Raw genomic sequence first — 22729 nt, 5'->3', positions numbered from 1 at the left:
AAAAACAAAATAATATTATGGCAACTAAAGGATTAGGAAATGAAACATTGGTGACCTCCATTCTGCGTTCCAATACAGTATTGGTGGAAGTTGGTGGTAGTGTCAGACGCATTACCGTGGAAAACTTCATGAATGCTATTAATAATGGTGACGAACAAATGTTGAGGCAGGTGGCTTGGGGGATTCCAATCAAACAATCAACCCAAAGTAGCACGAACTATGGTGTGATAGGTAATACAGCCGCATGGACAGAATACAAGTTGTATTGTGGCCGTTATCTCGTAACGAATGATGGAAGGGCTGCTAAAATGTCCCCTACCAATAGTGCGGTGTTTGCTGATGGTACTGCGGTGGATGAAACCAAAGGGCATGTGATGTGGATAGGGCCACGTTTGTATTATCGTGTACAGACTGACAGTGTAAGTGGTGTACCAGTCTTATGGCTCTCGATGCTACCTATTGGCGGTGAGTTTATTGGTGGGGCAAATGGTGGAATGTATAACTGTATCGGTGCATACAAAGGCTCCATGTCAGGTAGCGCACTTGTTTCACGTTCAGGAGTTGCACCGGCAGGCAGCAAGACAATCAACGCATTTTGGAATGCTGCACAAGTGAACGGTAAGGAATGGGGACTGACCGATTACGATCAGAGAAAGCTTATTATGATGTTGGGGCTGTCCCAGTACGGAGATACCAATATTCAAGCCAAACTTGGTTATGGTGTGGGTGGTAGCTCCAGTAAAGACTTGTGGGCTGCTGCGGCAGCATTGCAAACTGGCGCAACAAAGAGTCTCGGTGACAATTGGGGCAAAATAGCTATTTCTGTGGTGAATGGAAGTAATACTGGAGTGGATTGTTCACGGGTGAACATGATGGGTATAGAAGATCCTTATGGGTGGCAGTGGGAATTTCTGCAAGGAGTATTTTGCGGTAGTTCCAACAATAGTTCTCAAAGTGGAACGGAAATTTTCATTTACAAAGGAAACCGTTTACCGACTACTGCTGAATTAGCTGCGCATCCAAATGGTGAATACAGACAAGCTACCCGTCAGACAGCTTCCGGTCAAGTGCAGGAAATAATTCTTGGGGAGCATTTTGATATTTTCCCGAAAAAGATTGGTGGAAACAGCACTTCTTATTGGGCTGATTATTCATGGGCAAACACTACTGGGCAGCTGGTGGTTTGGGGCGGTGATGCGGTTATCGGTGCGGATTGCGGCCTCGCTTGTGCGTACTCGTATGACGTTTGGTCGACCTCGAGTGCGAGTCTCGGCTCTCGCCTTGCGTATTTTGGGAATTTAACATTTGTTAGCGGTGCATCTTTGATGGCTGCATAATAGATTTTGAAATATTAGTTCTTTGAATTTCAATTAATTAAAACCCGTCCACCTTCTCGTTTTACGGCAACGGATAACGGGACGAAAGCCGAAAGGCGTGGACGGTTGGCAGAGGGGAACAAGAGCTGGTTCTTTGGGGCGGTAATGCGAATAACGGTGCGAATTGCGGCCTCGCTTATGCGAACTCGAATAACGATTGGTCGAACTCGAATGCGAATATCGGCTCTCGCCATACTTATTTATCGTAGAGTAATCTGCGAGTTCTCCGAGCCATGACCTTGCAGGATTTATATCGTTGCAACGTAGTAATCAATTGGTTACGATGTCAGAAAATCAAGAATGCGGAAAGGTTGCCCAATTTGCGAAAGGCAACAAGCGGTGTTAGTAGGTTGGTTCTCGAAAGCTCCGGGCGAATTATTCAAGCAAGTAAAAACAGCTTGCAGTTATCGGAATAATTAAAATAGTCTGAACAAGACAAAATTGGAAGTATGGTGTAAATTTTAAAACAAAGCAGCAGTGAATATTGGAAGAAGTGATATTGATTGGAAGAGTCTATCGCATAATGAAATTGATAGAATTATAGCGGAAAGGATAGAGGCTGACAATAAACGGATAGAAGCAAACGGTGGAAAGAAATCTAAAAGAGCCGGGTATATTCTTGAACGTATAGCAGAGATAAATAATTTACGTGAAGCGGACAAAGAAGCACAAGATGGGAAGGTTAAGAAAAACCGCTTTATCAGGCGGCATAATCTACACCCGGAAGAAGACCTCCGAGCTTTGCAGTTGATGATCCTGACATTGGATTTTCCGGCACCGGATTATAGCGTAATGAGAGTAAAAAGTGATGCAGGAAAGGTTCGAGATATTGTCAAACAGAAATATTTCCCGTGGCGTAATTGCACCATGCAATTATGAGGGTGATTGAAGAAGATGTTTATAGAAATTTGATTTATGATACAAGTGCGTGTATCAAGGGAAAGGGATTACATTTTGGAGTAAGGAGAATGAAACGTTTTCTTCACCGGTACCCGGAATACAAATGGTTCGTAAAGACTGATTTCAAAAAGTTCTATCAAAGTATTCTTCATGAGCTTATTGTTGCTGCATTGAGAAGGAAATTCAAAGATGAACGATTTATTAAATTGATCGAGATAGCTGTTTTATCGTATGACAGCGGAACAGAGTTAGTTGACGTATTGGAGAATGAAGTTGAACGGAAGAAGAGGTGTTCCGATTGGAGCATTTACAAGCCAACCTATCGGGAATTTTGCGGCAAGCCGGATAGATCATACAATGAAGGAGAAATATCGTGTCAAATGCCTGCATAGATATTGCGATGATAATGTTATGCTGGCTCGTTCTAAGGCCGAAGCGTTGTTTCTTATTCGTGCGTATGAACGGGAAAGTGCAAAAGTTGGGTTGGTAGTTAAAGCAAACAGTTGTATTGCTCCGATAGGAACAGAAACAAAAAATGGGAACAAAAAGCATAGAAAGCGAAAACGTAGTAAGAGGAAGAAGGATTAACTTTTTGGGCTATTGCTTCACGAAAGATAATGTTCGGATGCGTAAAAATATGAAAAAGAACTTTGCCCGAAAGGTGAAACGAATAAAAAGCCGGAAACGTAACCGCGAGATACGAGCTTCATACTGGGGCTGGTGTAAGTGGGGAGATTGTAAGAATTTATGGAGAACAATAACAAATAATGATATGAGTTTTGCAGATAAAGGTATCAAACAGAGTGGTAGAACAAAGGACGGAAAGAAGTTCTTCGATGTAAAAGAGACAAGATTGATGGATATTCTCAATGTCCCTATAACAGTGGTGGACTTTGAAACGAATGTGAAGACAAAGCAAGGTGAAGGTAGATATATTGTGTTCTTTTTGAACAGAACGGACAACGTAGCAAATTCATAACGAACTGTTACAATCTGAAAGATGTGTTGGATCAGGCTCGCGAAGCGGAGAATAACGGTCAGAAGATTTTTCCAGTGGAAAATGTGATTGTCAAGCGGCGTTCGTTAGGTGACGGGAAGAGTGCTTATTATTTTGAAGAATAATTATAAAAATGGAGGTAATTTATGAAAAGTTATGGAACTCTTGTAGGAGAACTGCCGACTGGTATTGAATTTGTAGTTGAAGGTGCGTTGCTACGCATTTACTTCGACTTTGAGAGAAGAGAAGCTGTTCAAAAGGCCGGTTCGGAAGATGTGGTGGTTGAAGACCAGTATGTCTGTGAAAACGTGGATGTTGAAGGGGAACATGATTATGACAGTATTGTAAGTGCCATTATCATGGAACGTTATGATGCGAATAAACGTGATGCCATTTTCGCCAACTTGGAAATGGCACGTGATATGGCTTCGGAACTTGACGAAGGTAAGCGTGCCGAATATCTGAAAGAATACACTGATTATCAGAGTTATCGTATCAAGGCTAAGGAGATCGCAAAAGAAGTATTAGCAAAATTGAAGTAATCCGGTATGGAGGCGCAAGGGCATATATTAATACGAAGAAAGGCCAAAAATGGAATTGACGGTACTAATGGGGAACCGGGGAAAAACGGGCTGCAAGGCTGTATTCTCCGGCAATCCGAATGGGCTAAAGGCATAGAGTATCGCAATGACGAGGCTTTGACTTCCGGTACCCGGTACTTGGATATTGCAATTGTGACTACCGGTGCTAATACGTTTAATGCGTATAAATGTCTGAAAACTCATACGTCCAGTGATTCCATTCCGGTGACAAATACAACTTATTGGCAGAAGTTTAATTCTTTGGTGCCAGTGTACACTCCGCTTATCATGGCTCAAAATGCTATTCTACGGTTCATGCAGGGTAATCAGCTTTTGATAATGAAGGGCGATAATAAAACGGTTGCAGCAGGTCTTGTTGGTGGTGACTATCCGTTATGGGTTGGAGCTACAACACCGACTGATGCGCCATATAAGGTGAGTATAGCAGGGAAACTCTATGCGGCTGGTGCGGTTATTTCAGGTGACAGCACTTTTGAAGGTACATTGAAAGGTGTATCAGGCTCTTTTACAAGGTTGAATTGCGTGAATGCTGCTGGTGATGCGGTTGGAGGAATCAGCTTTGGAAGTGATGGAAGAATGTGGTTTGATGGTGATATGTATCATCAAGGTACTAAGGATCACCGGTCATTACGTTTCTACACTTCTGACTTATGGTGTAGAGGCGTGTTTGGCGCAAGGGAAAGAAGCATTATGGTAGTTTACGGCTCCTATGCCTATGTGTACACAAAAGGTGCTTATAAAACCGGTACTTATATACCTTTGACTTCTGGGACTTCCTCTGCTAACGAAACTTATTATACAGTTCCTTGCGATTCGCCAAGATACGATTATAACGATGAAACTTCGGGTTTTCCAGTTGATACGGTTATATTTAGAATAACATCGAATGTAACCTACCGTTATCTTTTGAGTCTTGCCGTCACCCAAAGGATATTCGTGGTTAATGCAAATGACAATTATAATAATGTTCAGATATATGCGAATGGAACAAAGCAAACATTGAATGGCGGTTCCATGCACCATTGTATGCAGTTGGTGGATTTTATGTATCCGTCACCGAACTCTGACTGGTTGGGAAGAGGACTGATGTTCGGTGCTTCAAATGATAATGATTGGAGGTGATTATGAAAAGGATAAATTTTGAAAGAATTGAGATATTTGTTGATATTGATAAGACGAGATGTTCCGTTGAGAACTACAAGAAGGATTTTGCCAATATCATTTATCAACTTGGCAGGGGAATAGAGGCTCATGCCCTCGCATTTAAAATATTCAACTCCAATGGAGAAATTGAGTATAACGATGAAGAGTGTAATATGATTAAGGAATACGCAAGTTTATGTTCCCCAGCCTTTATTGATGCTATCAACAAATTACTATTGGAATAAAAATAATAAACGCAAACACAAAAGGATATGAACGACATTATTGAAACATTCATTCACGACCATTTGTTTTTACATTTGGTTTTGATAGCGGTAAGTATGACAGCTATCATAATCGCAATGGGGATAGATTTTATTTCGGGGATTCAGAAGGCGAAACAACGTGGGGAGCTTCGTACCTCGAAGAAGTACAAAATGACAGCGACAAAAGCGAAGAAATATTTTAATCCGTTTCTGACACTGGTTATGATTGATCTTATATGTTGTATTGTCATTCCATTTCCAGTATTCGCTATGTTATGGGCGGCTTATTGCGTTTTCTGTGAGTTTAAATCGGTACGTGAGAAATCATGGGAAAAGGCTGAACTTCGGAAAGCGGAAAAGACTATGAGTATAATCATTGAGAATAAAGATGATATAGCACGGCTGGCTGCACAAATATTGTTTGAAACACAAAAAGAGAAGGAGGATAAAAATGACACGGGGACTACGGAATAACAATCCGTTGAATATACGGAGAAATAATACAAAATGGCAGGGCTTGTCTGTAACGCAGACAGATAAAAGTTTCTTTCAGTTTAAAACTATGGCATACGGTTACCGTGCTGCTTTTAAAACTCTTCAAACTTATATTTTTAATAAGTATGACACTGACAAAGATGGTACGGCCAACGAACTTGAAGATGTTATTATGCGCTGGGCACCGCCATGTGAGAACAATACTGACGTGTATATTGCCACAGTTGAAAAGCGTTCGGGCATATCTCGTCATACTGTTCTGAATAGAAATAACCGGGAACAACTTATTGCGGTAGTGGCTGCAATGAGTTATGTTGAGAATGGCGTTCCTGCAAATATGGATGATGTAAGGAAAGGTTGGGAATTGATATAGGAAACAAACATATAAACACATAGAAGATATGGCAAACTTGAATTTTACTCTTAGAGAAGAGGATTGGTACGAAAGCCAACCTATACAGTTATCTACTGAGAAATTTGCTATCAGCATTAATTTTGGAGATGCAGCAAACAATAGAGTTGTTGTGTACAAAAGTTCTAATGGAAAGGATTATGTACCTTACAAAACAGCACTTGGGGTTGGAGAGTTCTGTGATATGAATGTCGACGGGTTGATAGCTGGACAATATGTTATGGTAGGATGTAATGAACTTCCTATTTCATCTTCATTTTTGGAAAGTTCTGATGGTAGCAGCAGTGCGAGCAAATCGGATATTTTAGCAGAAAGCGGACGTGCTCAACTGGCAGAGTCCCAACTGGAACAGTCCATAAATGCGGTGAAGACCGCTTTGGATGAATTGGTTGGTACTGTTGATGCGACTACGGCCATTGACACCTTCAATGAAATTGAAACCTTCCTTGCAGGAGTAACCAATGAAAAAACTCTGACTGGAATGTTGGCTGTTACTGATGGAAAGGCCGTGACCGCACAAACAACGGCTGATGCTGCAAAAAGTACAGCTCAAACAGCTCTTAGCAAAGCCACTGCCAATGAAACAAAACTTAATACAATACCTGAAATGCCGGAGAATGACGGTAAGATATATGGTTTCTGTAATGGTGCATGGGTAGTTATTGCGGAAGTTGGTAAAAATGTATATACAGATTGATTATGAGATTGAAGATAGGTATAGGAGTAATCTTTGTGTTACTCCTTGCGGCAACCTTTTTGATGTACCGGTTGTGGCAGGAAGAGAAGAAGGAAAGTGCCCGACTTTCAGATAATATGAAAAGTCTCTGTACTGGGCTTGAAGAATATAAGATTAGGGATAGTCTAAATGTGGTTGAAAACCATGTTTTACGGCTTAACATAGAAGAATTGAAAGAGCTGCGGAGTGCGGATGCAAAACTAATAAAAGAATTGAATCTGCGTCCAAAAGAAGTCGAATATATCACAACCACAAAAGTTGTCACTAAAGACAGTATTGTATTTGTTCTGAAAGACAGCTGTTTCAATTATTCAGATAAATGGGTGGATTTTTATGCAAATATTCCTGACAGCACATTTACTTATGAAGTGAGAGACAGTCTTTCAAGTGCGATAAGCCGGATATATAAACACAGGTTCCTATGGTGGAGATGGGGGACAAAGGGGTATAAACAAACGATAGTCAATCATAACCCACGAAGCAAAATCGTTTATAATGAAATTGTAAAGGTGGAACATTAATTAATAAGAAGGGAGCCGAAATGCTCCCTTCTCCTTTTTCTTTAGAAAGGCAAATCGTCTTTTTGTTCCCCAAAATCCACTGGCGGTTGAGGTATGGCAGTTTGTACGGGTGCCGCGGTGGATGATGCCCCCTGATAATAAGTTTGGGGCTGTTGCGCTGCGGTAGGCTGTCCTGGATTACGGAGTGTTGCTTTCCAGCAAGTAATGGAGTTAAACCATTTTCCTTGCCATTCATTCGCATTAATATCTATTTCAATATCAACGTCTTGCCCGACTGCTAATCCAAAATTCTGAATATTGCTATTCATTACTGAAAAAGCGACTTTTTTAGGGTATTGGCCGGGAATTTCCAAAACGAAATCTTGTCTTTGCCAGTTGTTACCATTTTTTGAGACACCCGATTGTATCGGTTGTGCCACAATAATTTTTCCTTCTAATTTCATTGTTCGCTTATAAATAGTTAAACACTATATGCCCGGCCTTTTCAAGTTTACGGGCATAATCTAACATTCTTTCTTTAGTGCTGAAACTTTCATCATTCCACCAAATGCCAAATCTTTTAATCTGACACTGATAGCGTTTGTCTCCTAATAGATTCTCGGATATTCCTATACGATATTTTGCCATTTTTATTCATCATCCCCAGCCGGATTTAACTTGTCTGACTCATTGATTGCGCGGCTGATAATATCACAATCAGTAAGTTTTCGTTGTATGATAGCCATCCCCCTTTTGCAATTATCACTTTGATTGAGGTCACAATACCCTCCCTTATATAAAATATCAGAAAGTTCGTCCAATACTTTAAGTGTGTCAGTGAGCCGGAGATATGTTATTCCGGTTACTTCTTTGTTGTATGGACGGACTTCTTCTATCCGTTTGTCAAGGGATAGACAAGCAAGCTCTGCCATACATCTTGTAAGTTCTACTTTGGCAAGTAAGGCACTGTTTTCAATCCGGCATTTGTCAAATTCCAGTTTAATGGAGTATTCCATTTTAAGCAGATCAGGTTGTACTTCATCTGCAATATACTGGTTAGCATCAGCCATGAAAAAAGCCCGGTGTCCAGCTATTTTATTGATTTTCTTTTCATATTGAAGCATCAACTGTTCCAGTTTATTTCCTTGCTGCTTTACGCGGAAACGACAAAGCCTTGATTTACGTAATTCACTTAACATTTCTACAATTAAGGAACAAACTATGTCATTGGTGAACAATATGTTATATATTGCTGCCAGTGTGATATTTTCAGCTTTTAACTTCTTGTCTTTTATATCACCTATTTTTCTTTCCATAAGTTCATGAAATCTTTATAGACACATGGTAGTGTAAAGATAAGGACAAACGTCTCAACAATCAACTTTATTAATTGTCCGGTTCCTATATCAATCCATTCTGTTTTTATTATAATTCATTTTGGCTTCAATGAGTGAATCAATGTCACATTTGAAATGATGTAGTGTACTTAGGGCAACAATGATTACATCTGCCAGTTCTTCTTCTACATCTAAATACTCTTTAATATGTGGAGATTTCTCACCCGTACACTCAAAGACTTCGGCAACTTCTTCAAGCAGATCGCGGTGAAGATTGTTGTTGCTATCATTGTCGGGATCAATCTTTCCACGTCTTACGGCACATTCATAAGCTTTCTGCGCGATCTCATTTAATTTTCCCATTATCAATATGTTTTATCCAGTTATTATCTTTCTCCAAAAACCATTGCCAGCCATTTTGGGGCTTGATTTTTCGTTTTATATACCGGCGAACTGTGGCATAATTCAGATTTAGCTTTTGGGCGGCTTGGGTTATTGAATCGAATCTATACCATTTGCCTTCGGGAGTGATTGCGATACACGCAAAGGCATGGGCGTTTCCATTAGACCAATATCTATGTCCTTTCAAAGCCTCGCTGTGTCTTTTTCTTATTTCAACAGCTCTCTCTTTGCCATAGTATTCTTCATAGGTTTTTCCTCTTAATCCGTGGTGATAGCCTTTATTGAAAACATTATGTCCGTTGACAACCCGTGTGACCGGTATTTCAGGGTCTAATCTTAATTCCATATTATTCCTTATTTTTGTAATTATCTCTTCTCATTTGGTGATAGCGATAGTACATGGATAAGTCGAGTTTACGAATGAAATTATCATCCGCTTTCATGTCAGAAACTTTTTGGGCAGGCTTGACTACCTCAAAGAAAATTCTCTTTACCGCATACCTTCCCTTTTCAAGAGAATAACATTGCACTGATCCTTCATAAGCATAAATAAGCCCGGCAAAATCAGGGACTTCATCGGGCTTTATCAAACTTTTTGGTACTATATAATAAAAATAATTGGTACGTTGGCCGGAAGTGACAACATCAAACTTGTTCTTGCCATATTTATCACTTTTCTTTTTATCCTTATGGAAATCACATCTGCTTACTTTTACTTCATATTCATAAGTCAGGCGTGACCGGGTAACTTCCAATAAGTCAGCTTCCCATTTCCCGACAAAAATATTGGGAAAGATGCGGTTTCCTTTTTTATCACGAAAAACATGATCGCAAAAGCCTTGTATAATATCAAGTGTTTTCATTTGATCTTTCCATGTTCCTTATCCAGTTCATACTCAAAAAATCCTTTTGCCTTATCATAAAGTCCGTCCTTTATATCAGAGAAATACATAGCGGCATTAAAGGCTTTCAATGCTGCCACACGAGCTTTCTTCTTATAATAGTCTGCCCGTTTGATCGTATTTTCTTCTTTTCTACGTTCTTGCTGTTCCAAATATCGGTCAACCGCTTCTCGTCCCCAACGGAACATGTCTTCTTTGTCGGCAAAGGTGGCAGATTCTTCACGGATCAGCCTTTTCTCCGAGGAAATGACATAAGCTGATATTCCTTTGTATCTACGAATGGAAACGGCTATGTCGAAACCTTTATAATTTTGCTGTTCAACATAGCCGCCAAGAGTATATGGGAAGTCTGTCTTTTCTATCATACAGCTTTGATATTGATTAGTGGCACAATTGTATCAATAATTTCTACCGTAGGTTCTATAAGCTCTTTTATTTCCTGAACATTTTTGTATGCCATAGGACTTTCATCCAATGTCCCTTCACATACGGAAGTGGAATACACTTTGCTCATTTGGGTTTTGAATGCGTCCATTGATAATCTTTCTTTAGCTTCGGAACGGGAGTATAAGCGTCCTGCACCATGTGGTGCAGAATAGTTCCAGTCTTTGTTTCCCTTACCACGACAAAGAAGAATACCGTCTGCCATATTCATAGGAATCACAACGTAATCATTGGCGTATGCGGCAATAGCCCCTTTACGGATTATCATATCATCAAAGCTGATATAGTTATGGACTGTCTCAACGGATATTGTAGCGTTCCAGCTCAAAGTTCTGATTATACGCTGTATAATCAACTTGCGGTTGAATGCGGCATATCCTTGTGCGATCACCATGTCACATAAATAGTGGAGCATTGCTTCATTTGTGAGATACCCGGAATATTCGGCAAATTTTTCCTTCAAACGTAGTATTTCAGTTTGCATGAATTGTGGCTCAACAGTGGACTTCAAGCGTTGAATTTCATTAGAAAAAGCCTTTTTATCAAATTTTGCTATTTCTGCATGGTATTTACAGACCTTCACACCAAAGTTGCGCGATCCGGTATGTATTGTAAGAAATATATTATTGGTTGACTCGGCACGCCCCAGTTCTATAAAGTGGTTTCCACCTCCCAATGTACCTAAAGAGTTGTAGAATGTGCCTTCATTTATCCCCACCTTCTTACAAAGTTGTGATACATATTCTTCATTAATAACTGGTTTGGTTAGTTGGTATTTAGAGCAGAACTGATCCATTCTGATAGATAAGAAGGTAAACAAATCTTCCTTTTCTTGTTTGGATAAAGATTGTTGGTTAATCTCAAATCCCATAGGTATGATGGAACGGATTGCATGATTAATGTCCGGGAAAGAACCTTCTGTCATTGCGTTTTCAATTTCTACACACAACATTCCACAACCAATATCCACTCCGATATGATTGGGGTTGACACGATCTGTAACTGGCATGGTGAATCCAATCACTATATCTACTCCCTGATGGGTATCAGGCATAATACGAACCGGAACACCAGTCGTAACCGGATTGTTCAAAATGTTTTGTATCGTTCCAATAGCTTCATTTTCTATTGTATTTGCAAATATTTTACAATCTTTGCCGAATTTTCCTTGTAATTCAATCATAATCAAATCTTTTCGTTAAGTTTTTCAAGAAGTTCATTCGCACAGTTCTTTGCGTATTCTTCATCTTCATCATGAAAGGACTTGACTGTTATCCAAATCCCTGCAAATTTAACTTGCACTTTGTAATCAGGAAGAAGGTATTTCTCTCTGTTTCCGCTGCGATTATCTTCTACGAAGGTAGTCGTTTTATTAATTCTGTACTGTTTCATCATTATTTATTTCTTTAGAGTGGCAATTTCTATCAAGTATCTTAATGCACTGTTTAATCCCAGTATCAAATCCTTCTTTATAGCCTTTGGTATGCTCACCTAAAACATATATAGTCATTGACAGCCAAAATAGAAGTATGCCAACGGATTTATACCAGCATGGTAAAGATACAGAAAAGGGTTTTAAAGTGATAGAGAAATCACCGATCCACAGAAGACCGGCAATGAGCATGAATAAATATAAGATTTTCATCATTTATCATTGTTAAGTTCAACATATTTGCCTTGTAAAGAGCAATTCCTTAAAATTTCGGCATTTTCCCGGCCAAATGCAATAAGAACACTACCGCAACCGGGGCTGTCCCCACGTGTTCCATCGGGACGGAAGAATTTTATTCGATTCCTCAAAAACATCATACCGGTTGCTTTCGTGAAGATGATGTCTTGAAACTTATTGCTGTCACACCGGTTAAAAAGTAGTGCTATACCGTTGCCGTGTTCTGCCAATTTCTCTACAAACTGCCACATAAGCGGTTTGGAGTACGGAGGGTTAAGCCAAATTCGCCCCCCCAATTTTGTATAAGACCATTGTCCTGCTTGTTGTACATGATTTTTGCAGTAGGCCAAAGAGGGTGCATGGGAGCACATGGATCAAGGTCAAATTCACCTAATGCTTCAATGATTTCTCGTGGTGTGTACCATTCATCGGAAGCGTTTGCAGATCGTTCAAAAGATGTATTCATGTATTACTTACATTTAGGATTTTACGAATTTCTATATGATCGCAATTTTCATCAGCCTTTTTCAGAATATAAGCAATCTCTTCTTCCTTCCTCATGTTCTGTGGACGTTTCGTTGCTTCTGCTCTCAATTCAGAAATAATTTTATCTACTTCAGGATTAGGAGTTTCATATAATTTTTTAAGTTCAGCGGCTCTAAGTTTAATAAGTTGCTCTGTCTTTTTGTTTAATTTCATCTTACAACATATTCTGTTATTCGTAAATTGGTAGTTTCATAAAACACATCCACATAGTCTTGCCATGTCTTCCGGTGGTGTGACCGAACAACGGCTGCCGTCCGATGGCTTTCAATACTTCTCTAACCGTTATTTGCTCTTCATTCCATTTGAAAATGAGAACGCCGTAATCTTCAAGTACTCGAAAGCATTCATCAATTCCTTTTTTTATCACCCTTGGCCAATCTTCGGGAAGTTTACCATACTTCTTGGCCAACCAACTATTTTGACCAACCTTTAGAAGATGGGGCGGGTCAAATACCACCAGTTTAAAGGATTTATCCAAAAATGGCATATCGGTAAAGTCAGATACAATATCCGGATGGACTTTCAGGCTTCGACCGTCGCAAAGAGTATGCTCTTCATCTCTGATGTCAGCAAACAAGATCAAAGGATTTTCCTTGTCGAACCAAAACATCCGGCTACCGCAACAGGCATCTAATATGATTTTCGTTTCACTCATTTCTATTTTATAATTCGTCAAACTCTTTTTGTAATTCTTTTATCTTACTATCCAAAGCATACATATAGCACTGAAGGAAATTCTTACCAAAAATTTCTTCCTTTAATGGTACATCATTGTGCATTCTGTTGTATGTAAATATCAATCCACCACCATATTTTATGTTAGAATTTTCAAGTGCCATCTTATGATCTTTGTATTCCTCTATTTTATTGTTGATTTCTATTGCTTTGTTGAATTTATCTTTATCCATATTTCTCCTTTCCATCTATCCTAGCAGCATATACATTGCTATTAGGAATAGATAATAAATTGTTGTTTTACTCATTTCTTTCTTTTTTATTACATATTGCAATCTCCACACATATCCACAAGGGAATCAAATTCTTCTCGTGAGTATTCAAATCCATTGATTACGATTACCTCGTTACCATTTTGGTCAAAATAAACTCCATCATTCATTTCTGTTCGGTTATGAAGGTTTATTAATTACCAAGTCGCACTCAGGTGCCCATCCTAAAGATTTCGCACCATCCCATACATTGTATAACCATTCATCCACATATCCCTTTTGTGGATTAAAATTAGAATGATGGAGGTTAATTATCTCAACCTCTTTGCCAATCTTAGATTTATCTGGATGATTGGCTATTTTTACTTTTTCTCCAATCCTAAATTTAGCTTCCATTACTTCCGTTTTTTAGTTGGTATATAAATTGGGGATGCTTTCCCTTTATTGTTTTTGTTTATGCCATTCATTTGTTCAACCATCTTTTGATTGAAGATGGTTGAACCAGCAAGACCTTTGATATTCTTTCCCATATTAGTTCCTTTCTATATCGTTTTGAGCCATACGGCAGACATTCAACCGCCGTATGACAATGCGCTTATTCAACTATCACCCAATCGTTAGCAAGCATATCCGTCTGTGATGCAAGCCAACCATTTACAACGGTGTCATCGGCAGCTTTCATACATAAGTATGCAGTAAATTTGATTTTATCAATTTCCGAATCTCCATAATTGTTGGCTATCCATTTTTTGAATGATTCGGGAAGTGATTTAACATGATTAACAACCTTTTCCGTTGAAAAACAATCTTCAGGACACATGAATATGAACATACCCTTACCGTTCCATCCTTTACGAGTAACGAGATGCCCTCGTTTGAGAGATTCAAGTGCTTGCCCAAAGGTTCCCGTTTCTTCTCCAAGTAATTCACATTCCATTGCCCCTTGTCCGTAAATGGTTTCAATAGTTCCTTTGTAGCTTGCAAGTTCAGGGAACTCAGCTACAACCCCTGCTGCATATTCGGCAGCCTTTTCGTCTAATGTCTTCATTCTAATAAATATTTTTGATTAAACATTGAATCCGCTTGTTGAAACTGTTTCGTAAAGCGGTTTTCTTTATTATCTGGCAGTGCATCCGGTTGAGGTGAATTCTTTGCCGGATGATTCTCAACTGAATTTCTTGGTGATGCGCATCCCGCTATCAGAGCGAAAAGTACGCAGATTATTAGTATCTTCTTCATTTCTGTTCGGTTTTTGGCTATAAGTTCAATTTCTTTATGCCGACACATGATACACGGGAAACATCCAACACGTGAGAATCCACGATAATACAATGGATTCGGTTTCTGCCCTGCATCCAGTATGCAATCTATAACTTGCTGTGCACTCCATTTGAAGATCGGTCTTAGAACAGAAGCGTCAAATTGGGAACACCATTCTTTGACATCCTTACTTCGGTAGTTTTCAGTTCTTCCTTTCTTATTAGGTTGGAAATACGATTTGAAATACATACATTCCTCTTCCATTGCCGCACGTGCTGTACTTTCTCCGGCTCTGATACCTTGTATGATAATGCAGCTTTCTTTCAAAGAAAGTACATAATCAATCATTGGCTTCATTTTTAGTTCACTGGTACAAAATCGTGCATTCGTGGAAGGAAATCTTTTCTTATGAGCTGCCAAAGACACAAAATCATATTTTGATTTGAGAGTTATAAGTCTTACACCCATTTGCAGACAAACATCATTCACATGTTTATATGTGTCAGGGTGTTCCCAACCGGTGTCACAAAACACAGCGGTTAAATTCCCCCCCCCATATTGTTTGAAGGCTTGGATCAAACATGCTTGTGAATCCTTACCACCTGAAAAACTTACTAATATTTTCATTTTTATATCATTTCAATTTTCACATATTCATGTTTATTAATCCCGGCACTACCTTTGGGAGAATATACTAATCGACCTCCATTATCCAATATCTTTTGTACATCTTTCATAGCTTGGTGTGCTTGGGCATAGTCTTTGTATTCTTGGTGGCCTATTGGATATTTGCAATATCTTCTGCCACCGTCAGGCATGATGCTGATACCGAATACTGTTTCATGAGTTTTTTGGTTGAAATTCTGTTGAGTCCTTACTTTCATTTTTTTTGATACATTTTCCCAGTTTAAGTATAAATACATATTCATTGTCAGGCGCTCCCCAATTGGTGTTACCAACTCCGATGGTTATAGATTCAAGTTCAAAAAGCATTGTCCGTTTGGTGTAGCCAAAACGGAAGCGAACATGAGTGTATTCTTTGGGATGAAAGCCGTTTCCACGTGTAATACAAGAAAAACAAATAGCTTTCTTACAGTAGAAACCTGTCTTTTCATAGGAATTGTGACCTCCACATTTTGCTAATCTTCCGATCCAGTATTTCTTGATCTCTCTGTATTCTTCTTTCTTATTTCCAGATTCGATCATTTCATACCATTTTGCTTTTAATGGCAGGTCAAGGATTTTCATATTAACCATAGTCTAAAAGAGTTGCGGATTCTGTTTGTTGTGAAGGATTTTTTGAACACGTTCGATTTCTTCATCTACTTCACGCTCAATTTGTTTACTTATTCGTAAATCTATCTGTCTCTTATTTTTAAAATATTCTTTTTGGCAACGGCGCATTTCCACCACTTTGTCGAAAAATTCTTTTGGAGTCATAGATTTAAAAGGTATGGAAAAGGCCGCTTTAATGCGGCCTCCCCAGTGTGATTACTTTTTTCCAATCAGAAAGTCTTTCCACAATTCTTTGAATTGTTCTCCAAAGTAAATTGCGATTTCACTTGATTTTACAGCAAGGCGAGAGCCGATACTCGCAGACGAGTTCGACCAATCGTAACGCGAGGCCGCAGAAGCGAGGCCGCAAGACGCACCGCTATTCGCACCACCGCCCCAAAGAACCAGCCGATTACGATCCTCTTCGTCCATTTCATCAATTTCTTTCTGATTATAAAGATAAAACCACGGCGTATAACGGTATTCATCTTTAGTAAATCGTGGAAAATTAGGATCGTTGTTCAATGCACGAGCAATTGTGCATAGTTTGATGTAGGCGAGGTGTGCAATATCAGCCACTTCTTCTTTGTGTCCGTCTTCATCTTCAACAAGTAGGCGAACAATAGGTTTTACACCTATTGCTTCACAAGCATCTTCGTAGGTTTTGATATTGTGATAATCTGTATAATCCGGCTTTTGCTTTCCGAATAAAGCTGTTAGAATACTAATTGCTTTAGGACAGTCGTTTGCTTCACTAAAAGCGGCTGTAACCTTTTCTTGTGTAATTTTAAGTTCTGACATAATGTAAATTATTTATTGTTAATACTATATCCGAATAATGCAAAATCTCCCCGGCACGGATCATCCGGGAAAATTGTTTTCATGTAATTGGTTACTTGTTGAACCATTTTCCAGTCCTCTGTTTTGCGTGTTGTTATCCCAAGCTGGTGTGCCATTTTTGCAACATGTGCATCCAATGGTATGTATAATTCTGTCGGGTGAATAATATTCCAAATACCTAAATCTACCGGTGATTTTCGTACTACCCACCGTAGAAACAAACAAATACGCTTGCATGGAGAATCACGCTCCAATTTTGGAATACCTTTTACGCCACCAAAATCTGTTTGTATTTCACGGATAACATTATTGTAACCCTCATAAAAGACTTCCAAATCATCCCATTCCTGATATATGTTGTACAACCGCTGGCAAATGCAGAAAAAGTCATGGTAGGTGAACATACGGTAGAAGGTATTTGTATTTTCTTTGTATTGTTCCCATACTTTGTTCATAATGAAGGCGTAAGGAGAATTACCCATTAGATTATCCAAAATTTCCGCTTGTTGCATTATCAGTTTGCGATTCCCGAAAGCTATCCATGAAGTAAGAAAGGCACTGATTTCTATGTCCTTTTTATCACTGTACTTATGTGGGAAGAATATAGGATCATCTTTTATAAAATCAGGTGTTTCAAATTGTTTTGCCCAGTCAAGTAGTTTGTTTCTTAGTTCTTCCATAATATTCTTCTTTCCATTTTTTGAAAGCGGCTTCTTTATCATTTGATTTCATCCTTTGTATGAATGATTGATGGGATTCCAATAATTCTTTGGCTTCTTCATCTCCATTTTCCGATCTTTCAGTTAGATGTTTGATATATTCTCCGTAGAACATTCCAGTGCTGTTATTATTTTGTTCATGGGCTTCATTAATTGAAAGAGAAGAAACAATTTCATCACGCTGTGCATCGTATTCATTTAACCAGCCGAGAATGATATTACCGTCCAGTCTATCGTAAATCTTACCGGAAGCCATAGCATTACGGAAACACAATTTGATTTCCTCCAATTTGAGATAATAGAATCTGTCTATTATTAGATCAGCGGTAAGTGCCACTTGAACATCATTCATCGTTTTTCCAACATTGAAAAAAGACACAAGCTCGTTAATCGCAATTACCAGTATGGCTCTTGCGCCAGCCAATGTGATTTCTTTTCTTATAACAGAGAGTGGTAGGTTAGGAGTGTTGAGAACAGCTTCTTTAATCGAACTTACGTGCAATCCCTTGTAATACTCCGCTTGCAAGGTCAGCAAGTCTTTCAACGCTTTCTTTTCGGTTGCCGGGAGATTGCTGTTGACTTGAATTAAGTTGTTTCCCATACTTGTTAAAATCATTATTAGACCATCTGACTAAACGTTTGGAAACTTCAAATGTACGTTCCTTCTCAAAGCGCATTTTCCGGCCTCCGCATTCAGTCCAATACTCAAAAAAGTCCTTCAACATATCATCAGGATATTTTCCTCTATACATGAGGACTTCACTTCTGAATTTGTCTTTCCTTGCAGAAAGAGAATCCTTATTCATATTCATCTTATGGCCTAATCCGGCCATGAATGCTTGTTCCAATGTTGCATCGGGATGATCCCGACACCATTGGGCTGCTAATTCTTCTGATTTCATTTGATTTATAATTTAGATAACCAATATTTCCATACTCGTGAGGCTACTTGTGCCATCATAACGGGTGGTACACTCATTCCACAGATATAATGTGGGGATTGGTTGAGGAAATGATAATCTTGTGGAAATGTGGATATATTACATACTTCTGACCGTGATAAATATATAGGCTGCTTAAAAGGAATAATTGAGTCTGCATGAGTTGTTAGGGTGTAGCTTACTTTGTTCTCATATAGATATTGTTGATTAAAAAAGCCTCGTTTTCCAGTTTGTTTCTTATAGGCCTCTGCCAAAGCAATATCTCCTGCCACTCTCTGCTCAAATAACTTTCTCATTTTTACGCCAATAGGCTTTCCCTTGTAATCCGCATATTCCCCATAATATATTTCCGATTCATTAAATTCCATGTCGATGTATGGCTCAACATTGAAGAGGTCTGAAACTTTTAGGAAATGGGCTCCCAAATCATGTCTGATACATATAAAGAATACACGTTCTCTTTTTTGAGGTACTCCCATTTTAGAAGCATCAAGAAGAAAATGCTGACAGTAATAACCAGCTTCCTCAAAGCCTTTGTATATACGTCTGACATAATCAATCGCATTCCCTAAAAGAAGTCCTTTTACATTTTCAGCAATAACGACTTTAGGTTTTAAGCGTTTGGCAAGTGCAATAAAATCAAAAAAGAGCGTGTCTAAAACTTGTGTCTTTTGACCTTCCTTGAATTTCTTTTCTTTACCCCACGCATCTTCACGTAATCCCGACATGCTAAATGTACTGCAAGGTGGTGATCCGTCCAATATATCTAAATTGTACAGTTCTTCGGGAAGATTATTCCTTTTCACTAAATCACGAATATCTTCCAAATAACTATACTGGGGATGATGGTTTGTTTCATAGCATTTCATCATTCGTGGATCAATCTCATTACAGCCAATAACATCGTAACCTGCTATTTTGTAACCCATAGTAGAGCCACCGCCACATGCAAAACAAGAAAATACCTTTCCCTTATCTTTAGTAAAAACAGCATCTTCTAAAGACCAGCGATAAGGATAGAGATGTTGTGTATGGGGGGGGTAATTACATCTTTCATCATTCCACCTCCCATAATTCAGCTACTCTTTTGAACTCTTCATCAGCTGGAACCGGGCAATCTTTGATCCATTGCATATCTTTTACTTTCCATAACGAAAGGTCTGTGTTGTCAGGAATATGCTTTTTAATATCAGGAAAAAGATTGAGCCGAAGAGATTTACTTTCCATAAGTTCATCTTTGTAATCCAACAAAAAATTATTGGCCTCCAATAAACTATGAACATCATTAACAGAATGTGGAGTGTAAACAACTCCATCGAAGTATCTGATATAATTGGGGAGCATATCAGCCAGTGCCGTATATAGAAATAATTTTCCTTTATTGCCATAGGCCAATTTTTGAACGGTTTTGATACTTTCAGCCAAATTTGCCAGTTTTTCAGGAAACAAAAGTGGTTCTCCACCAGTTATCATGATCTCTTTGTAATTAAAGTGCTCAACAACTGGTAATTTTGAAAAATCCCATGAGTTGTTACAACACATAGGACATTTGTTCGGACATTTGGTTGTAACCAATAGACGTAACTTTTCCATTTATAATGATATTGTTTGGGTGTATTTCAATTCTCCGGTATATCCACGTGCTTTCAATTCTGCGATAAGTTCCCGTGGAGAAAATCTTGCCAATTCAGGATTGGAATATATTTTCTTCAAATTCTCCCCCCCCCGGAGTTTTCTTACGGTTTTTGGCATAAACATTACCGCACTCTTTACAATATGTCTGCAATCCATCTTCGGTTGAAGCATTTTTCCAGAACTCACTGACCGGAAGTTCCCGGCCACATTTGCTACATTTTTTTAATTTTTCCATTATTCCTTTTCTTTAATTCTACCATATTCACATATTAGTAAGGCATCCGAAGTTGCCAATGTAACTTTTGCATACGGGAACAGCTGTTGGGCTTTCTTCTTTAAGATGTTTTTCCATTCTGTCTTACCCAATTTGTCTGTATTTCGTAATCCTATAGTTTTTTGCCAAGTTTGTGGAGATACTGTTACTGTCGGAATCCCACAAGCTATCAATCCCATAGTCAGCTGTCCGTAACCTTCTCCAAAAACAAAAGAGGCAGAAGCACTTTGTCCGGTCATGCCATTCACTCGTTCCAAATAACAAACGCTATTTTCTTTGTATATGGAGAGAAAATCTAATAAGTCTTTGGGAGTTGGTGGCATTTTGATACACTCCAATAATTTGTTATTCTCGGTGTCGTACACTACAATACCACCGTTTTTGCCAACATCTATACCTATGATCCTTCGTTTCATAAATTATACTTTTTTGTTTATAAATCTTTTGAGCTTAATTACATCTTTCTTTCCAAGCCTTAGTGCTTCACTGGTCTTGATGTCAGAAGGTGAAGCTTTACAATTCTCGGTTATCCTTTCAAAATGTCGGATAAAGGATTTTAGGAAATAGTCGGGAATTTCAACTTTCATAATGATTGATTTATGAGAATAAGCCCGGACTCGAACCGGGAACTGTTGCAATCAGGATTTTCGTTTCTGCTTCCGTTTGTACGTATGTCAAGTGTTAATAGCATGATTACCTGACTCGTGATGCTATTCGTGCATTTTTACCACAGAAACTAAGCGTCTTCCAATTCCGCCACTTATTCGTTTGCCTCCACAATAGAGGCATTCTTATATGAACAAAAAGACTCTTTGTAGTATCTACCGCCGTGGAGCGTATGCAGCGTACTCGGCTCGACTTGCAAAGAGAAGAAAAAAGGTGAGGCATGATAGTTCCCGGATAGGCGGCCAAGCCACACCGGGAGAAGCTGATTATTAATCGGGTTAATGATTATTGTTTTAAGAATTTAGCAAAAGTCTTGATTGAGCTTTCATTATTACTTTTTAAAGAGGCCAATTCTGTATTTTTAGAAGTTAGCGTAGAAATAACAGATTTATTCTTTTCGATTTCTGTATCAATATCACTATTAAGTGTTTCCAAATCGGCTTTTGCTTGTGCAAATTACAATATTGTATCTCTTCTTTGTTGAAATGTCGGCATACTATTTTGTTATTTTTAGAAATTCAGGAGCAATACCATACAAAGGGCTTGTTCCATCCCATTTGTCAATGAACTGTTTATATAATATTTCTTTTGTCAGACCTCTTGACTGAATTAGAGCCTGCTCGGTTTTTAACTGTTCCAGTTCATTGCGCTTCTTCTGTTCCTCAATTTGTTGATCCAACACGGAGATATTGGTATTCACTTCATTTCTACTATCAATTTTTTCGCGAACTTTATCGGAGAACTCCAACTGGGCAGAGAATGTGAGTAATTGCAGACCTCTTTTTTCAAACTCTTTGTCAACTATCTGTTCCAATCGTTTCTCAAACACTAATGAACCTCCATCAGCCATTAAACTGTCAGTCTTATGTTTCCGACTTTCCTCTTTTATCAAATCATATATACGTGGCTCCAAAATGTTATCTTCTAACGAAGACATGAAATCACTTCCACGGCCAATATGCTTGTTGTCAAAGACAACATCAATGGCACGGTTCTTGATAACTTTATAGCTATATGTGGGACGTGCCTTGAACTCTGTATTATCGGCTGCTTTCAGTGTGACAGCTTCGGCAAATTCTCCACGCTGATCGAATAGCGGAACTTGAAAAAGTTCTGTGCCTAATTCCCATGTAGATACCTTACCGGAAACAATTTTAAAATCCTCTTTCCCTTGTTTGCCGTAGTTTTCCATAAGGACACCGGCATAATTGGGGGCAACTCTTTCGCATGAAGTGAACAAAACAATGGCAAATAATGCCACAATCAAAAAGTCAGTCTTTCTTTTCATTTTCTACTTTTTTAATGATATTATAAACTATAAATGCTACTGTCAGCATAATTATTGAAATTCCCAACCACGCATTTATGTGATTGAATACGCGGTTGCCAATGAAGAAAGCCGATACGACAAGTACCGGCTTCCAGTATTTCTTTACAGTCTTCAT

At 38.7% G+C, this 22729-nt stretch carries 41 protein-coding genes and 1 pseudogene; 12 read left to right on the top strand and 30 right to left on the bottom strand.

All coding sequences use genetic code 11. The annotated features are described in order from the left end of the window. Positions 1–17 precede the first annotated feature (17 nt). From QYT14_RS04760 to QYT14_RS04710, 11 genes are all read left to right on the top strand, one after another. Positions 18–1337: a hypothetical protein gene (locus QYT14_RS04760; protein ID WP_288326105.1), complete on the top strand. Its 1320-nt coding sequence runs from the start codon at positions 18–20 to the stop codon at positions 1335–1337. 516 nt (positions 1338–1853) lie between these two features. Then, a complete protein-coding gene (locus QYT14_RS04755; RefSeq protein WP_288326107.1) occupies positions 1854–2255 on the top strand; it encodes a hypothetical protein in 402 nt (133 codons plus the stop codon). Beyond that, the gene (locus QYT14_RS04750) at positions 2252–2668 is read left to right on the top strand and encodes a hypothetical protein (RefSeq protein ID WP_289307030.1); all 417 of its coding nucleotides are present in this window, start codon (positions 2252–2254) and stop codon (positions 2666–2668) included. The genes QYT14_RS04755 and QYT14_RS04750 overlap by 4 nt, the downstream gene beginning before the upstream one ends. A 245-nt stretch (positions 2669–2913) precedes the next feature. Further along, positions 2914–3255 carry a hypothetical protein gene (locus QYT14_RS04745; RefSeq protein ID WP_288326111.1) on the top strand — a complete coding sequence of 114 codons (342 nt, stop codon included), beginning with the start codon at positions 2914–2916 and terminating at the stop codon, positions 3253–3255. A 164-nt stretch (positions 3256–3419) separates the two neighbouring features. Continuing rightward, the gene (locus QYT14_RS04740; RefSeq protein ID WP_005794372.1) at positions 3420–3815 is read left to right on the top strand and encodes a hypothetical protein; all 396 of its coding nucleotides are present in this window, start codon (positions 3420–3422) and stop codon (positions 3813–3815) included. Positions 3816–3821: 6 nt separating this feature from the next. Continuing rightward, a complete protein-coding gene (locus tag QYT14_RS04735; protein ID WP_288326113.1) occupies positions 3822–4997 on the top strand; it encodes a hypothetical protein in 1176 nt (391 codons plus the stop codon). 2 nt (positions 4998–4999) lie between these two features. Further along, positions 5000–5263, top strand: coding sequence for a hypothetical protein (locus QYT14_RS04730; protein WP_004326738.1), 264 nt, complete (start codon positions 5000–5002; stop codon positions 5261–5263). A gap of 27 nt (positions 5264–5290) precedes the next feature. Continuing rightward, positions 5291–5758 carry a hypothetical protein gene (locus tag QYT14_RS04725; RefSeq protein WP_004326737.1) on the top strand — a complete coding sequence of 156 codons (468 nt, stop codon included), beginning with the start codon at positions 5291–5293 and terminating at the stop codon, positions 5756–5758. Beyond that, entirely contained in the window at positions 5736–6152 is a 417-nt protein-coding gene (locus QYT14_RS04720) for a hypothetical protein (protein WP_057087818.1), read from the top strand. Before QYT14_RS04725 ends, QYT14_RS04720 begins: the two co-directional genes overlap by 23 nt. 28 nt (positions 6153–6180) lie before the next feature. Beyond that, entirely contained in the window at positions 6181–6888 is a 708-nt protein-coding gene (locus tag QYT14_RS04715) for a hypothetical protein (RefSeq protein ID WP_057087816.1), read from the top strand. A 2-nt stretch (positions 6889–6890) separates the two neighbouring features. Continuing rightward, positions 6891–7448 carry a DUF6549 family protein gene (locus tag QYT14_RS04710; RefSeq protein WP_008775821.1) on the top strand — a complete coding sequence of 186 codons (558 nt, stop codon included), beginning with the start codon at positions 6891–6893 and terminating at the stop codon, positions 7446–7448. Between the two features lie 41 nt (positions 7449–7489). On the opposite strand, the gene QYT14_RS04705 is transcribed toward QYT14_RS04710, so the two are convergent. The 28 genes and pseudogenes from QYT14_RS04705 to QYT14_RS04575 form a co-directional block, all read right to left on the bottom strand. After that, positions 7490–7891 carry a DUF3127 domain-containing protein gene (locus QYT14_RS04705; protein WP_004326735.1) on the bottom strand — a complete coding sequence of 134 codons (402 nt, stop codon included), beginning with the start codon at positions 7889–7891 and terminating at the stop codon, positions 7490–7492. A 186-nt stretch (positions 7892–8077) separates the two neighbouring features. Then, a complete protein-coding gene (locus QYT14_RS04700) occupies positions 8078–8743 on the bottom strand; it encodes a hypothetical protein (protein ID WP_004326734.1) in 666 nt (221 codons plus the stop codon). A 90-nt stretch (positions 8744–8833) separates the two neighbouring features. Beyond that, on the bottom strand, positions 8834–9127 hold the full coding sequence (locus tag QYT14_RS04695; RefSeq protein WP_004326733.1) for a MazG nucleotide pyrophosphohydrolase domain-containing protein: 294 nt from the start codon (positions 9125–9127) through the stop codon (positions 8834–8836). Further along, positions 9111–9512 carry a hypothetical protein gene (locus QYT14_RS04690; RefSeq protein ID WP_005794355.1) on the bottom strand — a complete coding sequence of 134 codons (402 nt, stop codon included), beginning with the start codon at positions 9510–9512 and terminating at the stop codon, positions 9111–9113. Before QYT14_RS04690 ends, QYT14_RS04695 begins: the two co-directional genes overlap by 17 nt. Position 9513: 1 nt before the next feature. Next, a complete protein-coding gene (locus QYT14_RS04685) occupies positions 9514–10029 on the bottom strand; it encodes a hypothetical protein (protein ID WP_004326731.1) in 516 nt (171 codons plus the stop codon). Beyond that, entirely contained in the window at positions 10026–10433 is a 408-nt protein-coding gene (locus QYT14_RS04680; RefSeq protein ID WP_005794352.1) for a hypothetical protein, read from the bottom strand. The genes QYT14_RS04685 and QYT14_RS04680 overlap by 4 nt, the downstream gene beginning before the upstream one ends. After that, entirely contained in the window at positions 10430–11695 is a 1266-nt protein-coding gene (locus tag QYT14_RS04675; RefSeq protein ID WP_130056662.1) for an RtcB family protein, read from the bottom strand. Before QYT14_RS04675 ends, QYT14_RS04680 begins: the two co-directional genes overlap by 4 nt. A 2-nt stretch (positions 11696–11697) precedes the next feature. Further along, complete coding sequence (locus tag QYT14_RS04670) at positions 11698–11907, bottom strand: hypothetical protein (RefSeq protein WP_008775815.1); 210 nt, start codon at positions 11905–11907, stop codon at positions 11698–11700. Continuing rightward, positions 11885–12157: a hypothetical protein gene (locus QYT14_RS18840; RefSeq protein ID WP_130056736.1), complete on the bottom strand. Its 273-nt coding sequence runs from the start codon at positions 12155–12157 to the stop codon at positions 11885–11887. Before QYT14_RS18840 ends, QYT14_RS04670 begins: the two co-directional genes overlap by 23 nt. Then, positions 12157–12647, bottom strand: a pseudogene (locus QYT14_RS04665) (DNA N-6-adenine-methyltransferase). Before QYT14_RS04665 ends, QYT14_RS18840 begins: the two are co-directional and overlap by 1 nt. Further along, on the bottom strand, positions 12644–12880 hold the full coding sequence (locus tag QYT14_RS04660; RefSeq protein ID WP_004327450.1) for a hypothetical protein: 237 nt from the start codon (positions 12878–12880) through the stop codon (positions 12644–12646). Before QYT14_RS04660 ends, QYT14_RS04665 begins: the two are co-directional and overlap by 4 nt. Positions 12881–12896: 16 nt before the next feature. Further along, a complete protein-coding gene (locus QYT14_RS04655; protein WP_004327449.1) occupies positions 12897–13382 on the bottom strand; it encodes a hypothetical protein in 486 nt (161 codons plus the stop codon). A gap of 7 nt (positions 13383–13389) precedes the next feature. After that, positions 13390–13635: a hypothetical protein gene (locus tag QYT14_RS04650; protein WP_004327448.1), complete on the bottom strand. Its 246-nt coding sequence runs from the start codon at positions 13633–13635 to the stop codon at positions 13390–13392. 219 nt (positions 13636–13854) lie between these two features. Next, positions 13855–14070 (bottom strand): hypothetical protein, encoded by a 216-nt coding sequence (locus QYT14_RS04645; protein ID WP_004327446.1) that lies wholly within the window; start codon positions 14068–14070, stop codon positions 13855–13857. Next, positions 14070–14204, bottom strand: coding sequence for a hypothetical protein (locus QYT14_RS04640; RefSeq protein ID WP_004327445.1), 135 nt, complete (start codon positions 14202–14204; stop codon positions 14070–14072). Before QYT14_RS04640 ends, QYT14_RS04645 begins: the two co-directional genes overlap by 1 nt. Positions 14205–14269: 65 nt before the next feature. Next, positions 14270–14722, bottom strand: a complete 453-nt coding sequence (locus tag QYT14_RS04635) for a DUF2829 domain-containing protein (RefSeq protein ID WP_289307031.1) — start codon at positions 14720–14722, stop codon at positions 14270–14272. Further along, positions 14719–15561, bottom strand: a complete 843-nt coding sequence (locus QYT14_RS04630) for a phosphoadenosine phosphosulfate reductase family protein (RefSeq protein WP_289826311.1) — start codon at positions 15559–15561, stop codon at positions 14719–14721. The genes QYT14_RS04635 and QYT14_RS04630 overlap by 4 nt, the downstream gene beginning before the upstream one ends. Before the next feature lie 2 nt (positions 15562–15563). Beyond that, positions 15564–15818, bottom strand: coding sequence for a hypothetical protein (locus tag QYT14_RS04625; protein ID WP_004326717.1), 255 nt, complete (start codon positions 15816–15818; stop codon positions 15564–15566). Next, positions 15775–16140 carry a hypothetical protein gene (locus QYT14_RS04620; RefSeq protein WP_004326716.1) on the bottom strand — a complete coding sequence of 122 codons (366 nt, stop codon included), beginning with the start codon at positions 16138–16140 and terminating at the stop codon, positions 15775–15777. The genes QYT14_RS04625 and QYT14_RS04620 overlap by 44 nt, the downstream gene beginning before the upstream one ends. A 54-nt stretch (positions 16141–16194) precedes the next feature. Continuing rightward, the gene (locus QYT14_RS04615) at positions 16195–16374 is read right to left on the bottom strand and encodes a hypothetical protein (protein ID WP_130056666.1); all 180 of its coding nucleotides are present in this window, start codon (positions 16372–16374) and stop codon (positions 16195–16197) included. Positions 16375–16425: 51 nt separating this feature from the next. Continuing rightward, a complete protein-coding gene (locus QYT14_RS04610; RefSeq protein WP_289307033.1) occupies positions 16426–17010 on the bottom strand; it encodes a hypothetical protein in 585 nt (194 codons plus the stop codon). A gap of 8 nt (positions 17011–17018) precedes the next feature. After that, on the bottom strand, positions 17019–17729 hold the full coding sequence (locus tag QYT14_RS04605; RefSeq protein WP_004326713.1) for a TIGR02757 family protein: 711 nt from the start codon (positions 17727–17729) through the stop codon (positions 17019–17021). Further along, complete coding sequence (locus QYT14_RS04600; RefSeq protein ID WP_004326712.1) at positions 17701–18369, bottom strand: hypothetical protein; 669 nt, start codon at positions 18367–18369, stop codon at positions 17701–17703. Before QYT14_RS04600 ends, QYT14_RS04605 begins: the two co-directional genes overlap by 29 nt. After that, complete coding sequence (locus tag QYT14_RS04595) at positions 18251–18670, bottom strand: hypothetical protein (RefSeq protein ID WP_009132280.1); 420 nt, start codon at positions 18668–18670, stop codon at positions 18251–18253. Before QYT14_RS04595 ends, QYT14_RS04600 begins: the two co-directional genes overlap by 119 nt. A gap of 5 nt (positions 18671–18675) precedes the next feature. Next, entirely contained in the window at positions 18676–19638 is a 963-nt protein-coding gene (dcm, locus tag QYT14_RS04590) for a DNA (cytosine-5-)-methyltransferase (RefSeq protein WP_009132281.1), read from the bottom strand. 127 nt (positions 19639–19765) lie between these two features. Continuing rightward, positions 19766–20302 (bottom strand): hypothetical protein, encoded by a 537-nt coding sequence (locus QYT14_RS04585; protein WP_005794323.1) that lies wholly within the window; start codon positions 20300–20302, stop codon positions 19766–19768. Between the two features lie 94 nt (positions 20303–20396). Then, positions 20397–20579, bottom strand: a complete 183-nt coding sequence (locus tag QYT14_RS04580; RefSeq protein WP_274990704.1) for a hypothetical protein — start codon at positions 20577–20579, stop codon at positions 20397–20399. Further along, the gene (locus QYT14_RS04575; RefSeq protein WP_005794319.1) at positions 20579–21034 is read right to left on the bottom strand and encodes a hypothetical protein; all 456 of its coding nucleotides are present in this window, start codon (positions 21032–21034) and stop codon (positions 20579–20581) included. Before QYT14_RS04575 ends, QYT14_RS04580 begins: the two co-directional genes overlap by 1 nt. Before the next feature lie 379 nt (positions 21035–21413). Here QYT14_RS04575 and QYT14_RS04570 point away from each other — a divergent pair, with 379 nt between their 5' ends. Further along, positions 21414–21557 (top strand): hypothetical protein, encoded by a 144-nt coding sequence (locus QYT14_RS04570; RefSeq protein WP_153877579.1) that lies wholly within the window; start codon positions 21414–21416, stop codon positions 21555–21557. A gap of 223 nt (positions 21558–21780) precedes the next feature. On the opposite strand, the gene QYT14_RS04565 is transcribed toward QYT14_RS04570, so the two are convergent. Further along, on the bottom strand, positions 21781–22572 hold the full coding sequence (locus QYT14_RS04565; protein ID WP_119187841.1) for a hypothetical protein: 792 nt from the start codon (positions 22570–22572) through the stop codon (positions 21781–21783). Next, positions 22556–22729 carry a hypothetical protein gene (locus QYT14_RS04560; RefSeq protein ID WP_008673373.1) on the bottom strand — a complete coding sequence of 58 codons (174 nt, stop codon included), beginning with the start codon at positions 22727–22729 and terminating at the stop codon, positions 22556–22558. Before QYT14_RS04560 ends, QYT14_RS04565 begins: the two co-directional genes overlap by 17 nt.

This window comes from uncultured Phocaeicola sp. (assembly GCF_948499155.1).
Lineage (GTDB): Bacteria > Bacteroidota > Bacteroidia > Bacteroidales > Bacteroidaceae > Phocaeicola > Phocaeicola faecalis.
This window is presented reverse-complemented; position numbering and strand designations above follow the sequence as displayed.